The following is a 14,585-nucleotide window of genomic DNA, read 5'->3' as shown; positions in this document are numbered from 1 at the left end:
GATTCCAATTTATGAGTTGGTCGAAAGACCGAAAAAAATCAAGATCGAACTATAGAGTTTGATCCTGGCTCAGATTGAACGCTGGCGGAATGCTTTACACATGCAAGTCGAACGGTAGAGGGGGCAACCCCTTGAGAGTGGCGAACGGGTGAGTAATATATCGGAACGTGCCCAGTCGTGGGGGATAACGTAGTGAAAATTACGCTAATACCGCATACGATCTATGGATGAAAGCGGGGGATCGCAAGACCTCGCGCGATTGGAGCGGCCGATATCAGATTAGGTAGTTGGTGAGGTAAAGGCTCACCAAGCCAACGATCTGTAGCTGGTCTGAGAGGACGACCAGCCACACTGGAACTGAGACACGGTCCAGACTCCTACGGGAGGCAGCAGTGGGGAATTTTGGACAATGGACGAAAGTCTGATCCAGCCATTCCGCGTGCAGGACGAAGGCCTTCGGGTTGTAAACTGCTTTTGTACGGAACGAAAAGGTTTCTCTTAATACGAGGGGCTCATGACGGTACCGTAAGAATAAGCACCGGCTAACTACGTGCCAGCAGCCGCGGTAATACGTAGGGTGCGAGCGTTAATCGGAATTACTGGGCGTAAAGCGTGCGCAGGCGGTTATATAAGACAGATGTGAAATCCCCGGGCTCAACCTGGGAACTGCATTTGTGACTGTATAGCTGGAGTGCGGCAGAGGGGGATGGAATTCCGCGTGTAGCAGTGAAATGCGTAGATATGCGGAGGAACACCGATGGCGAAGGCAATCCCCTGGGCCTGCACTGACGCTCATGCACGAAAGCGTGGGGAGCAAACAGGATTAGATACCCTGGTAGTCCACGCCCTAAACGATGTCAACTGGTTGTTGGGTCTTCACTGACTCAGTAACGAAGCTAACGCGTGAAGTTGACCGCCTGGGGAGTACGGCCGCAAGGTTGAAACTCAAAGGAATTGACGGGGACCCGCACAAGCGGTGGATGATGTGGTTTAATTCGATGCAACGCGAAAAACCTTACCCACCTTTGACATGTATGGAAGCCTTTAGAGATAGAGGCGTGCTCGAAAGAGAGCCATAACACAGGTGCTGCATGGCTGTCGTCAGCTCGTGTCGTGAGATGTTGGGTTAAGTCCCGCAACGAGCGCAACCCTTGTCATTAGTTGCTACATTTAGTTGGGCACTCTAATGAGACTGCCGGTGACAAACCGGAGGAAGGTGGGGATGACGTCAAGTCCTCATGGCCCTTATAGGTGGGGCTACACACGTCATACAATGGCTGGTACAAAGGGTTGCCAACCCGCGAGGGGGAGCTAATCCCGTAAAACCAGTCGTAGTCCGGATCGCAGTCTGCAACTCGACTGCGTGAAGTCGGAATCGCTAGTAATCGTGGATCAGAATGTCACGGTGAATACGTTCCCGGGTCTTGTACACACCGCCCGTCACACCATGGGAGCGGGTTCTGCCAGAAGTAGTTAGCCTAACCGTAAGGAGGGCGATTACCACGGCAGGGTTCGTGACTGGGGTGAAGTCGTAACAAGGTAGCCGTATCGGAAGGTGCGGCTGGATCACCTCCTTTCTGGAAAACTGCAATCTAAATTGAACGTCCACACTTATCGGTTGTTTTGAAGGTTGTCGTCGATGTGTCTCGGGTTTGCCGAGAGGGTCGCGACCGGCTTGGGTCTGTAGCTCAGTTGGTTAGAGCACTGTGTTGATAACGCAGGGGTCGTTGGTTCGATTCCAACCAGACCCACCATCACGTCTAAGTGATTGTATTAATGGGGGATTAGCTCAGCTGGGAGAGCACCTGCTTTGCAAGCAGGGGGTCGTCGGTTCGATCCCGTCATCCTCCACCATTCATTCAACAACAAAGAAGCTTCGTAAGAGGCTTCTTTGTTGTTGATCGATATTGATTGATTAACTAGGCTGTTCATTAAAAATTCATAGAGTTAAATCAGCGTTGCTGGTGGAAACTGCACATTCGTAAAGGTTTAGTGCAGACCGTGCCGCCAGCAACAATTTTGATTGCGTCAAAACGAATATTCGAACTTTGGTTTGGATTTCAAGTAATGACGAATGTTCTTTAATAGCGATATTGAAGGATTATTCATATTACGGCATAACGCGACAGGTGAGAGACCTGTCAAGACAGTCCTTGAAATAGCTTTGATCTTGAAAGAGGTGTCAAAGTTATAGGGTCAAGTGACTAAGAGCATATGGTGGATGCCTTGGCAATGATAGGCGACGAAAGACGTGATAGCCTGCGATAAGCTTCGGGGAGCTGGCAAATTAGCTTTGATCCGGAGATTTCTGAATGGGGAAACCTACCCTGAAAGGGGTATCGCATAGTGAATACATAGCTATGCGAGGCGAACCGGGTGAACTGAAACATCTCAGTAGCTCGAGGAAAAGACATCAACCGAGATTCCGAAAGTAGTGGCGAGCGAAATCGGAAGAGCCTGTTAGTGATAGCACAAGACTTAACGGAATAACCTGGAAAGGTTAACTATAGGGGGTGATAGTCCCGTACGTGAAAAGACCTGTGTGATACTAAGCTAACGACAAGTAGGGCGGGACACGTGTAATCCTGTCTGAATATGGGGGGACCATCCTCCAAGGCTAAATACTCATCATTGACCGATAGTGAACTAGTACCGTGAGGGAAAGGCGAAAAGAACCCCGGGAGGGGAGTGAAATAGATCCTGAAACCGTATGCTTACAAAAAGTAGGAGCCCGCAAGGGTGACTGCGTACCTTTTGTATAATGGGTCAGCGACTTACATTCAGTGGCAAGGTTAACCGAATAGGGAAGCCGTAGAGAAATCGAGTCCGAATAGGGCGAATTAGTCGCTGGGTGTAGACCCGAAACCAAGTGATCTATCCATGGGCAGGATGAAGGTGCCGTAACAGGTACTGGAGGTCCGAACCGACTAATGTTGCAAAATTAGCGGATGACCTGTGGATAGGGGTGAAAGGCTAAACAAACTTGGAAATAGCTGGTTCTCTCCGAAAACTATTTAGGTAGTGCCTCAAGTATTACCGTCGGGGGTAGAGCACTGTTTTGGCTAGGGGGTCATGGCGACTTACCAAACCAATGCAAACTCCGAATACCGACGAGTACAGCTTGGGAGACAGAGCACCGGGTGCTAACGTCCGGACTCAAGAGGGAAACAACCCAGACCGCCAGCTAAGGTCCCTAAAATTGGCTAAGTGGGAAACGAAGTGGGAAGGCTAAAACAGTCAGGATGTTGGCTTAGAAGCAGCCATCATTTAAAGAAAGCGTAATAGCTCACTGATCGAGTCGTCCTGCGCGGAAGATGTAACGGGGCTAAGCCAGTTACCGAAGCTGCGGATTTGCAATTTATTGCAAGTGGTAGGAGAGCGTTCTGTAAGCCTGTGAAGGTGCGTTGTAAAGCGTGCTGGAGGTATCAGAAGTGCGAATGCTGACATGAGTAGCGTTAAAGGGGGTGAAAAGCCCCCTCGCCGTAAGCGCAAGGTTTTCTACGCAACGTTCATCGGCGTAGAGTGAGTCGGCCCCTAAGGCGAGGCAGAGATGCGTAGTTGATGGGAAACAGGTAAATATTCCTGTACCGATGTGTAGTGCGATGTGGGGACGGAGAAGGTTAGCTCAGCAGACTGTTGGATATGTCTGTTCAAGCCTGTAGTCGTGCCTGGTAGGTAAATCCGCCGGGCTTAGATGAGGGGTGATAACGAGGATGCTTGCATCCGAAGTGAGTGATACCCTGCTTCCAGGAAAAGCCACTAAGCTTCAGCTACACACGACCGTACCGCAAACCGACACTGGTGCGCGAGATGAGTATTCTAAGGCGCTTGAGAGAACTCAGGAGAAGGAACTCGGCAAATTGACACCGTAACTTCGGAAGAAGGTGTGCCTTTAGTATGTGAACCTGAACAAGGGGAGCAGAATGAGGCCTCAGAGAATCGGTGGCTGCGACTGTTTAATAAAAACACAGCACTCTGCAAACACGAAAGTGGACGTATAGGGTGTGACGCCTGCCCGGTGCTGGAAGATTAAATGATGGGGTGCAAGCTCTTGATTGAAGTCCCAGTAAACGGCGGCCGTAACTATAACGGTCCTAAGGTAGCGAAATTCCTTGTCGGGTAAGTTCCGACCTGCACGAATGGCGTAACGATGGCCACACTGTCTCCTCCTGAGACTCAGCGAAGTTGAAATGTTTGTGATGATGCAATCTCCCCGCGGAAAGACGGAAAGACCCCATGAACCTTTACTGTAGCTTTGTATTGGACTTTGAACAGATCTGTGTAGGATAGGTGGGAGGCTTTGAAGCCGGAACGCTAGTTTCGGTGGAGCCAACGTTGAAATACCACCCTGGTGTGTTTGAGGTTCTAACCTAGGTCCATTATCTGGATCGGGGACAGTGCATGGTAGGCAGTTTGACTGGGGCGGTCTCCTCCCAAAGCGTAACGGAGGAGTTCGAAGGTACGCTAGTTACGGTCGGACATCGTGATGATAGTGCAATGGCATAAGCGTGCTTAACTGCGAGACTGACAAGTCGAGCAGATACGAAAGTAGGACATAGTGATCCGGTGGTTCTGTATGGAAGGGCCATCGCTCAACGGATAAAAGGTACTCTGGGGATAACAGGCTGATACCGCCCAAGAGTTCATATCGACGGCGGTGTTTGGCACCTCGATGTCGGCTCATCTCATCCTGGGGCTGTAGCCGGTCCCAAGGGTATGGCTGTTCGCCATTTAAAGAGGTACGTGAGCTGGGTTTAAAACGTCGTGAGACAGTTTGGTCCCTATCTTCCGTGGGCGCTGCAGATTTGAGGAAGCCTGCTCCTAGTACGAGAGGACCGGAGTGGACACACCTCTGGTGTATCGGTTGTCACGCCAGTGGCATTGCCGAGTAGCTATGTGTGGAAGAGATAACCGCTGAAAGCATCTAAGCGGGAAACTCGTTTCAAGATGAGATCTGCCGGGGCCTTGAGCCCCCTAAAGAGTCGTTCAAGACCAGGACGTTGATAGGTCAGGTGTGGAAGCGCAGTAATGCGTTAAGCTAACTGATACTAATTGCTCGTGCGACTTGACCCTATAACTTTGATCGTGACCTTAACGGGTTCATTGTGATCAAGGAAGTTATGCCAAGTGACGCAATTAAAATAAACCAAAGCTGATTTGCTCTATGAATTCGTTGCCTTGAAGTGGCGCGCCTTTGGCGTTGACCGGTTCAGGGTGACAACAAGTTATGCCTGATGACCATAGCAAGTTGGTACCACTCCTTCCCATCCCGAACAGGACAGTGAAACGACTTAGCGCCGATGATAGTGCGGGTTCCCGTGTGAAAGTAGGACATCGTCAGGCTGTTACAGCCGCAAGAAGCCCCGCTCAGTGAGTGGGGCTTTTTGTTCTCTGCACCCTGTGGCTCATGCTGCAGGTGTGTTTTGAGATTCTTTGTTGAAGAATCTCAAAACACATTGCAAGTTTGCACATTACTGTGCTATACTGGCAGGCTTCGCTGATCGCAGCGAGTTGTCTTAAGAGATTAAGTGGTTCATTAAAAACATACAGCCGATAAGCGTGGGCGTTTGATGGTGATTGCCAAGTTCTTTAGGAACTTAGCTTTAATTAGCTAACAAACGCTCATGAAGTAAAAAAGATGTGAATTTCGTCAAAGAAAATCACGTCGATTCCAATTTATGAGTTGGTCGAAAGACCGAAAAAAATCAAGATCGAACTATAGAGTTTGATCCTGGCTCAGATTGAACGCTGGCGGAATGCTTTACACATGCAAGTCGAACGGTAGAGGGGGCAACCCCTTGAGAGTGGCGAACGGGTGAGTAATATATCGGAACGTGCCCAGTCGTGGGGGATAACGTAGTGAAAATTACGCTAATACCGCATACGATCTATGGATGAAAGCGGGGGATCGCAAGACCTCGCGCGATTGGAGCGGCCGATATCAGATTAGGTAGTTGGTGAGGTAAAGGCTCACCAAGCCAACGATCTGTAGCTGGTCTGAGAGGACGACCAGCCACACTGGAACTGAGACACGGTCCAGACTCCTACGGGAGGCAGCAGTGGGGAATTTTGGACAATGGACGAAAGTCTGATCCAGCCATTCCGCGTGCAGGACGAAGGCCTTCGGGTTGTAAACTGCTTTTGTACGGAACGAAAAGGTTTCTCTTAATACGAGGGGCTCATGACGGTACCGTAAGAATAAGCACCGGCTAACTACGTGCCAGCAGCCGCGGTAATACGTAGGGTGCGAGCGTTAATCGGAATTACTGGGCGTAAAGCGTGCGCAGGCGGTTATATAAGACAGATGTGAAATCCCCGGGCTCAACCTGGGAACTGCATTTGTGACTGTATAGCTGGAGTGCGGCAGAGGGGGATGGAATTCCGCGTGTAGCAGTGAAATGCGTAGATATGCGGAGGAACACCGATGGCGAAGGCAATCCCCTGGGCCTGCACTGACGCTCATGCACGAAAGCGTGGGGAGCAAACAGGATTAGATACCCTGGTAGTCCACGCCCTAAACGATGTCAACTGGTTGTTGGGTCTTCACTGACTCAGTAACGAAGCTAACGCGTGAAGTTGACCGCCTGGGGAGTACGGCCGCAAGGTTGAAACTCAAAGGAATTGACGGGGACCCGCACAAGCGGTGGATGATGTGGTTTAATTCGATGCAACGCGAAAAACCTTACCCACCTTTGACATGTATGGAAGCCTTTAGAGATAGAGGCGTGCTCGAAAGAGAGCCATAACACAGGTGCTGCATGGCTGTCGTCAGCTCGTGTCGTGAGATGTTGGGTTAAGTCCCGCAACGAGCGCAACCCTTGTCATTAGTTGCTACATTTAGTTGGGCACTCTAATGAGACTGCCGGTGACAAACCGGAGGAAGGTGGGGATGACGTCAAGTCCTCATGGCCCTTATAGGTGGGGCTACACACGTCATACAATGGCTGGTACAAAGGGTTGCCAACCCGCGAGGGGGAGCTAATCCCGTAAAACCAGTCGTAGTCCGGATCGCAGTCTGCAACTCGACTGCGTGAAGTCGGAATCGCTAGTAATCGTGGATCAGAATGTCACGGTGAATACGTTCCCGGGTCTTGTACACACCGCCCGTCACACCATGGGAGCGGGTTCTGCCAGAAGTAGTTAGCCTAACCGTAAGGAGGGCGATTACCACGGCAGGGTTCGTGACTGGGGTGAAGTCGTAACAAGGTAGCCGTATCGGAAGGTGCGGCTGGATCACCTCCTTTCTGGAAAACTGCAATCTAAATTGAACGTCCACACTTATCGGTTGTTTTGAAGGTTGTCGTCGATGTGTCTCGGGTTTGCCGAGAGGGTCGCGACCGGCTTGGGTCTGTAGCTCAGTTGGTTAGAGCACTGTGTTGATAACGCAGGGGTCGTTGGTTCGATTCCAACCAGACCCACCATCACGTCTAAGTGATTGTATTAATGGGGGATTAGCTCAGCTGGGAGAGCACCTGCTTTGCAAGCAGGGGGTCGTCGGTTCGATCCCGTCATCCTCCACCATTCATTCAACAACAAAGAAGCTTCGTAAGAGGCTTCTTTGTTGTTGATCGATATTGATTGATTAACTAGGCTGTTCATTAAAAATTCATAGAGTTAAATCAGCGTTGCTGGTGGAAACTGCACATTCGTAAAGGTTTAGTGCAGACCGTGCCGCCAGCAACAATTTTGATTGCGTCAAAACGAATATTCGAACTTTGGTTTGGATTTCAAGTAATGACGAATGTTCTTTAATAGCGATATTGAAGGATTATTCATATTACGGCATAACGCGACAGGTGAGAGACCTGTCAAGACAGTCCTTGAAATAGCTTTGATCTTGAAAGAGGTGTCAAAGTTATAGGGTCAAGTGACTAAGAGCATATGGTGGATGCCTTGGCAATGATAGGCGACGAAAGACGTGATAGCCTGCGATAAGCTTCGGGGAGCTGGCAAATTAGCTTTGATCCGGAGATTTCTGAATGGGGAAACCTACCCTGAAAGGGGTATCGCATAGTGAATACATAGCTATGCGAGGCGAACCGGGTGAACTGAAACATCTCAGTAGCTCGAGGAAAAGACATCAACCGAGATTCCGAAAGTAGTGGCGAGCGAAATCGGAAGAGCCTGTTAGTGATAGCACAAGACTTAACGGAATAACCTGGAAAGGTTAACTATAGGGGGTGATAGTCCCGTACGTGAAAAGACCTGTGTGATACTAAGCTAACGACAAGTAGGGCGGGACACGTGTAATCCTGTCTGAATATGGGGGGACCATCCTCCAAGGCTAAATACTCATCATTGACCGATAGTGAACTAGTACCGTGAGGGAAAGGCGAAAAGAACCCCGGGAGGGGAGTGAAATAGATCCTGAAACCGTATGCTTACAAAAAGTAGGAGCCCGCAAGGGTGACTGCGTACCTTTTGTATAATGGGTCAGCGACTTACATTCAGTGGCAAGGTTAACCGAATAGGGAAGCCGTAGAGAAATCGAGTCCGAATAGGGCGAATTAGTCGCTGGGTGTAGACCCGAAACCAAGTGATCTATCCATGGGCAGGATGAAGGTGCCGTAACAGGTACTGGAGGTCCGAACCGACTAATGTTGCAAAATTAGCGGATGACCTGTGGATAGGGGTGAAAGGCTAAACAAACTTGGAAATAGCTGGTTCTCTCCGAAAACTATTTAGGTAGTGCCTCAAGTATTACCGTCGGGGGTAGAGCACTGTTTTGGCTAGGGGGTCATGGCGACTTACCAAACCAATGCAAACTCCGAATACCGACGAGTACAGCTTGGGAGACAGAGCACCGGGTGCTAACGTCCGGACTCAAGAGGGAAACAACCCAGACCGCCAGCTAAGGTCCCTAAAATTGGCTAAGTGGGAAACGAAGTGGGAAGGCTAAAACAGTCAGGATGTTGGCTTAGAAGCAGCCATCATTTAAAGAAAGCGTAATAGCTCACTGATCGAGTCGTCCTGCGCGGAAGATGTAACGGGGCTAAGCCAGTTACCGAAGCTGCGGATTTGCAATTTATTGCAAGTGGTAGGAGAGCGTTCTGTAAGCCTGTGAAGGTGCGTTGTAAAGCGTGCTGGAGGTATCAGAAGTGCGAATGCTGACATGAGTAGCGTTAAAGGGGGTGAAAAGCCCCCTCGCCGTAAGCGCAAGGTTTTCTACGCAACGTTCATCGGCGTAGAGTGAGTCGGCCCCTAAGGCGAGGCAGAGATGCGTAGTTGATGGGAAACAGGTAAATATTCCTGTACCGATGTGTAGTGCGATGTGGGGACGGAGAAGGTTAGCTCAGCAGACTGTTGGATATGTCTGTTCAAGCCTGTAGTCGTGCCTGGTAGGTAAATCCGCCGGGCTTAGATGAGGGGTGATAACGAGGATGCTTGCATCCGAAGTGAGTGATACCCTGCTTCCAGGAAAAGCCACTAAGCTTCAGCTACACACGACCGTACCGCAAACCGACACTGGTGCGCGAGATGAGTATTCTAAGGCGCTTGAGAGAACTCAGGAGAAGGAACTCGGCAAATTGACACCGTAACTTCGGAAGAAGGTGTGCCTTTAGTATGTGAACCTGAACAAGGGGAGCAGAATGAGGCCTCAGAGAATCGGTGGCTGCGACTGTTTAATAAAAACACAGCACTCTGCAAACACGAAAGTGGACGTATAGGGTGTGACGCCTGCCCGGTGCTGGAAGATTAAATGATGGGGTGCAAGCTCTTGATTGAAGTCCCAGTAAACGGCGGCCGTAACTATAACGGTCCTAAGGTAGCGAAATTCCTTGTCGGGTAAGTTCCGACCTGCACGAATGGCGTAACGATGGCCACACTGTCTCCTCCTGAGACTCAGCGAAGTTGAAATGTTTGTGATGATGCAATCTCCCCGCGGAAAGACGGAAAGACCCCATGAACCTTTACTGTAGCTTTGTATTGGACTTTGAACAGATCTGTGTAGGATAGGTGGGAGGCTTTGAAGCCGGAACGCTAGTTTCGGTGGAGCCAACGTTGAAATACCACCCTGGTGTGTTTGAGGTTCTAACCTAGGTCCATTATCTGGATCGGGGACAGTGCATGGTAGGCAGTTTGACTGGGGCGGTCTCCTCCCAAAGCGTAACGGAGGAGTTCGAAGGTACGCTAGTTACGGTCGGACATCGTGATGATAGTGCAATGGCATAAGCGTGCTTAACTGCGAGACTGACAAGTCGAGCAGATACGAAAGTAGGACATAGTGATCCGGTGGTTCTGTATGGAAGGGCCATCGCTCAACGGATAAAAGGTACTCTGGGGATAACAGGCTGATACCGCCCAAGAGTTCATATCGACGGCGGTGTTTGGCACCTCGATGTCGGCTCATCTCATCCTGGGGCTGTAGCCGGTCCCAAGGGTATGGCTGTTCGCCATTTAAAGAGGTACGTGAGCTGGGTTTAAAACGTCGTGAGACAGTTTGGTCCCTATCTTCCGTGGGCGCTGCAGATTTGAGGAAGCCTGCTCCTAGTACGAGAGGACCGGAGTGGACACACCTCTGGTGTATCGGTTGTCACGCCAGTGGCATTGCCGAGTAGCTATGTGTGGAAGAGATAACCGCTGAAAGCATCTAAGCGGGAAACTCGTTTCAAGATGAGATCTGCCGGGGCCTTGAGCCCCCTAAAGAGTCGTTCAAGACCAGGACGTTGATAGGTCAGGTGTGGAAGCGCAGTAATGCGTTAAGCTAACTGATACTAATTGCTCGTGCGACTTGACCCTATAACTTTGATCGTGACCTTAACGGGTTCATTGTGATCAAGGAAGTTATGCCAAGTGACGCAATTAAAATAAACCAAAGCTGATTTGCTCTATGAATTCGTTGCCTTGAAGTGGCGCGCCTTTGGCGTTGACCGGTTCAGGGTGACAACAAGTTATGCCTGATGACCATAGCAAGTTGGTACCACTCCTTCCCATCCCGAACAGGACAGTGAAACGACTTAGCGCCGATGATAGTGCGGGTTCCCGTGTGAAAGTAGGACATCGTCAGGCTGTTACAGCCGCAAGAAGCCCCGCTCAGTGAGTGGGGCTTTTTGTTTTATAAGTTAACTAATTTATCCCCCGCGCGTACAGCAACGCCCGATTCCACCAGTGATTCACACATCTGCTGGGTCCAGTTTTCAAAGCTAGGGTTTTCGAAACGTTTGTAGAGCTCATGAAAATATGAGCAGCTGTTTGCCCATTCATAAAATTTCTCTAGTTCTATTGTTTGTAACTCAAGTAATTTAAACTTTAAAAGAACTTTTGCTGCATAAATCGCATGCTTCTCAGGATTGCTGATAAACCCGTTTACTCGTGTTCTAGCGTAAGCGAGGGCCTTATCTACATCTTTGAATGCCTTACCGTGTCCTGGAAGAACAAGCGTCGGGCGTAGCGATTCAATTAAATCCAGTGTCGAAGCAACTTCATCAAAAGCCGAGATTCCTTCAAGTTCAGGGAAAACAACACCAAACCCCCTTTCCCAGAGCGTATCTGCTGAAATAAGGATCCCTTCTGCATGACAAAATAAGATGACAGAATGCGGATCATGACCAGGTGCTGAATAGACTTGCCATTCACCGTTAGATAATTTAATTGTGTCGCCTGATTGAATTGTGGAGTCTGCATGGAATTGAGGACAATGCTGACCAGTAGGGGTGTAAGTTAATACTTCAGGGTTCCATTGTTTAACAAATTCATAATGTCCAGGTGGTATGCGTGTTTTGACTTTTGGATATATAGATTGCAATTGATAATTTCCACCGCAATGATCGCTGTGTAAATGGGTATTAATGATCATGTCAAGTGGCTGTTCCCCTAAGATAGACTTAACAAGGGAAGCAGTTTGTTCGGCGTGGATCCAATAACCTGAATCAATTAAAACCGCTTGTTTAGCATCATGTAGCAGTACATTGTTTGAAGAAAGCCAACCACGCTCCAAAAAGGTTACACCCTGGGGAAGATTAATTGGTTCGGTCATTTATTAGATCGAAGTTCACGTCTTAAAACCTTACCCACGTTAGTCTTTGGTAATTCATCCCTGAATTCAACGTATTTGGGTTGCTTGTAGCCCGTTAAGTTTTCGCGGCAATAGCTTGAAATGTCATCTTCGGTCAATGTGACATCACTTCGAACAACAAAAACTTTGATGGCTTCACCCTGCTTCTCGTCAGGTATTCCGACAGCAGCACATTCAACGACGCCAGGGCAAAGAGAAATGACATTCTCTAGCTCATTCGGAAACACATTAAAACCGCTGACCAAAATCATATCTTTCTTACGATCGACAATTTGTGTGAAGCCTTGTTCATTCATGATGCCAATGTCACCGGTTCGCATGAAGCCATCTTCTGTGAAAGCCTTTGCCGTTTCTTCAACTTGGTTGTAATAACCAGTCATGACATTTGGACCTTTGATACAGATTTCACCAGTTTGCCCAATCGGTAAGCTGTGTCCAGCGTCGTCTTTGATGGCAATATCAATACCGGGCAGAGGTAGGCCTATGTTGCCGCTAAATTCTGTGGTGTTGATCAGGTTATTGGTTCCTATCGCACAGGTTTCCGACATACCCCAACCTTCAACCATGGCGCAATTGGTCACTTCTTGCCAACGCTTGGCCGTGCCAACTGAAGCAGCCATGCCACCCGCTTGCGAAACGCACAAATTTGAAAAGTCCAGACTGCTGAAGTGTGGGTGCTGCAACAGAGCATTGAACAAGGTGTTGACTGCGGGCAGCAGATGGAAGGGGCGCTTCTTTAGGACGTCCACAAATTTATTGATGTCCCTTGGATTGGGTATCAGTGTCATGTGCGCGCCCCAACGAATGGAAAGCAGGGACAGCGTTAACGCAAAAATATGATAAAGCGGTAAAGCAGCGATCGAGTTCACTTGGCGAATATCAGGAATGCGTTTGAGCGCGGGTGTGAACCACATTTCAGCCTGTAAAACAGCAGAAATAATATTTCCATGTGTAAGAACGGCACCCTTCGATAAACCTGTCGTACCGCCGGTGTATTGAAGAAACGCGGTCGAATTGAGGTTTGTTTGCGCTGGTTTCAGAGTTAAACGAGAGCCATCAGCAAGTACTTGGGTGAAGGGCACGATGACACGCTTACCACCGTTTGGCGATGATCGTGTGATCTTGAAAGCCGGAACCATACTGGCAAGGTGACGGGCAGCGAAAGTGAGCCAACGGCCTTTCCAAAAACCTAGCATATCTCCCAAAGAAGTTAAAACAACATTTTGAATCGGTGTTTCGTCAATCACTTCTTGCAGGGTTTTTGCAAAATTCTCTAATAGGACGATCGTGGTGGCGCCTGAGTCTTTCAACTGGTGCTGCAACTCTCTCGCTGTGTAGAGAGGGTTCACATTCACACACACAAAGCCAGCGCGAAGGATCGCAGACATCGTTACTGCGAATTGGGGCAAATTAGGCAGCATGATGGCCACCCGAGAACCAGGTTCTAGACCTAAATTTTGTAGCCAGGCGCCTAATGCTGCTGAAGTTTGGTCCACTTCTGCATACGTCATCCAATGGTCCATGCACACCGAAAAGGGTGCTGATGCATTTTTCTTGAATGACGTCTCTAAAAATTCACCAACCGATTTAAATTGCTCAGGATGAACCTCATGCGGCACACCCTCTGGGTAAGACTTCAACCAAGGTTTATTCATTCACTTCTCCTTGGAACCATTTTGAGTCCTAAGACCACCAAACACCATTGGGAATGTCCCTCGGCAGACATCAAGGTTTGCTCTTGAAATTACTCTTGCTCGGATGAGGGAAAACCCTTATTATGGAAGGATGAAGTTTGTCCAAGTCCTGACCCAAGCCGCTTTGAAAGTTCGTGGGTCGATGCTTTCGGACTTGGGTTTTTTAAAGCCACTCAAAACAGAGAGCGAGGGTGGTGTGATCCCCATTTGTCCATTGAAGGCCTCTCATCTACCAGGCATCAAACGACATTTGCTGGGCTTGTCTGAGCATGACCGCTACCTGCGGTTTGGTTATACGGCCAATGACGAACAAGTGCTTCGTTATGCCTCTGGATTAAAGTTTGATCGCGACGAAATTTACGGCATCTTCACCCGTAAATTGCACATTGTGGCGATGGCCCATTTGGCCATCATGAAAGCGCCGGGCAGAAAATCAAGTGCGGAATTTGGTGTGTCCGTCCAAGCATACGCCAGAGGCCGCGGCTACGGCGCTCGGTTGTTCACTCGCGCCGTCATGCACGCACGTAACGAAAAAATCTATGAAATTTACATCCATGCGTTGAGTGAAAACGCACGCATGATTCGCATTGCTCGAAAAAACGGTGCAACCGTCGTGCGAGACGGTTCAGAAACGGAAGCTTTTTTAAGCCTGCCCAAACGAGATTTAGACAGCCGCGTCACAGAATTGGTCGTTGATCAATTTGCGAAAACAAACTACAGCATCAAAGAAGATGCCAAGAGGTTCTGGGACTTTTTGTCTAAAGTCGAAGAAATCCGACAAGGTGTGCGCGCAGGGCGCCACCAATCCGCTGAATAGTCAGCCACCAGCTGCCCTGCTTGGGCTATGCTTAAGGCTTGTTTGACTCCGTGGCCTG

Annotated in this window: 3 protein-coding genes, 4 tRNA genes and 6 rRNA genes; 11 read left to right on the top strand and 2 right to left on the bottom strand. The window is 49.2% G+C overall.

The genetic code is table 11. From position 1 onward, the window contains the following. Positions 1 to 46 precede the first annotated feature (46 nt). The 10 genes from B9Z42_RS02765 to rrf (B9Z42_RS02720) all read left to right on the top strand — a co-directional run bounded on the left by B9Z42_RS02765 (position 47) and on the right by rrf (B9Z42_RS02720) (position 11,010). Positions 47 to 1,577, top strand: a 16S ribosomal RNA gene (locus B9Z42_RS02765). Between the two features lie 100 nt (positions 1,578 to 1,677). Further along, positions 1,678 to 1,754: transfer RNA gene (locus B9Z42_RS02760), tRNA-Ile, on the top strand. 24 nt (positions 1,755 to 1,778) lie between these two features. Continuing rightward, positions 1,779 to 1,854, top strand: a tRNA-Ala gene (locus tag B9Z42_RS02755). Positions 1,855 to 2,194: 340 nt separating this feature from the next. Continuing rightward, positions 2,195 to 5,073, top strand: a 23S ribosomal RNA gene (locus B9Z42_RS02750). Positions 5,074 to 5,230: 157 nt separating this feature from the next. Further along, positions 5,231 to 5,343, top strand: a 5S ribosomal RNA gene (rrf, locus tag B9Z42_RS02745). A 370-nt stretch (positions 5,344 to 5,713) separates the two neighbouring features. Next, positions 5,714 to 7,244 (top strand): 16S ribosomal RNA (locus B9Z42_RS02740). Between the two features lie 100 nt (positions 7,245 to 7,344). After that, a tRNA-Ile gene (locus tag B9Z42_RS02735) sits at positions 7,345 to 7,421 on the top strand. Between the two features lie 24 nt (positions 7,422 to 7,445). Then, positions 7,446 to 7,521, top strand: a tRNA-Ala gene (locus tag B9Z42_RS02730). A gap of 340 nt (positions 7,522 to 7,861) precedes the next feature. After that, positions 7,862 to 10,740, top strand: a 23S ribosomal RNA gene (locus tag B9Z42_RS02725). 157 nt (positions 10,741 to 10,897) lie between these two features. After that, positions 10,898 to 11,010, top strand: a 5S ribosomal RNA gene (rrf, locus tag B9Z42_RS02720). Together the 16S, 23S and 5S rRNA genes with 4 tRNA genes alongside form the textbook arrangement of a ribosomal RNA operon. 46 nt (positions 11,011 to 11,056) lie before the next feature. Here rrf (B9Z42_RS02720) and B9Z42_RS02715 read toward each other — a convergent pair. After that, the gene (locus B9Z42_RS02715; protein ID WP_100131768.1) at positions 11,057 to 11,977 is read right to left on the bottom strand and encodes an MBL fold metallo-hydrolase; all 921 of its coding nucleotides are present in this window, start codon (positions 11,975 to 11,977) and stop codon (positions 11,057 to 11,059) included. Continuing rightward, positions 11,974 to 13,671 carry an AMP-binding protein gene (locus B9Z42_RS02710; RefSeq protein ID WP_100131767.1) on the bottom strand — a complete coding sequence of 566 codons (1,698 nt, stop codon included), beginning with the start codon at positions 13,669 to 13,671 and terminating at the stop codon, positions 11,974 to 11,976. Before B9Z42_RS02710 ends, B9Z42_RS02715 begins: the two co-directional genes overlap by 4 nt. A 103-nt stretch (positions 13,672 to 13,774) precedes the next feature. Between B9Z42_RS02710 and B9Z42_RS02705 the strand changes: the two genes are divergently transcribed. After that, the gene (locus tag B9Z42_RS02705) at positions 13,775 to 14,527 is read left to right on the top strand and encodes a GNAT family N-acetyltransferase (RefSeq protein ID WP_233203493.1); all 753 of its coding nucleotides are present in this window, start codon (positions 13,775 to 13,777) and stop codon (positions 14,525 to 14,527) included. Positions 14,528 to 14,585 lie beyond the last annotated feature (58 nt).

The organism is Limnohabitans sp. B9-3, assembly GCF_002778325.1.
GTDB lineage: Bacteria > Pseudomonadota > Gammaproteobacteria > Burkholderiales > Burkholderiaceae_C > Limnohabitans > Limnohabitans kasalickyi.
The sequence above is the reverse complement of the archived record's forward strand: the minus strand, read 5'-3'. Positions and strand labels throughout refer to the sequence as shown.

Excerpts from the sequence above, each read along its gene's own strand:
- B9Z42_RS02715 (WP_100131768.1), bottom strand. The coding sequence starts at position 11,977 with ATGACCGAACCAATTAATCTTCCCCAGGGTGTAACCTTTTTGGAGCGT.
- B9Z42_RS02710 (WP_100131767.1), bottom strand. The coding sequence starts at position 13,671 with ATGAATAAACCTTGGTTGAAGTCTTACCCAGAGGGTGTGCCGCATGAG.
- B9Z42_RS02705 (WP_233203493.1), top strand. The coding sequence starts at position 13,775 with ATGAGGGAAAACCCTTATTATGGAAGGATGAAGTTTGTCCAAGTCCTG.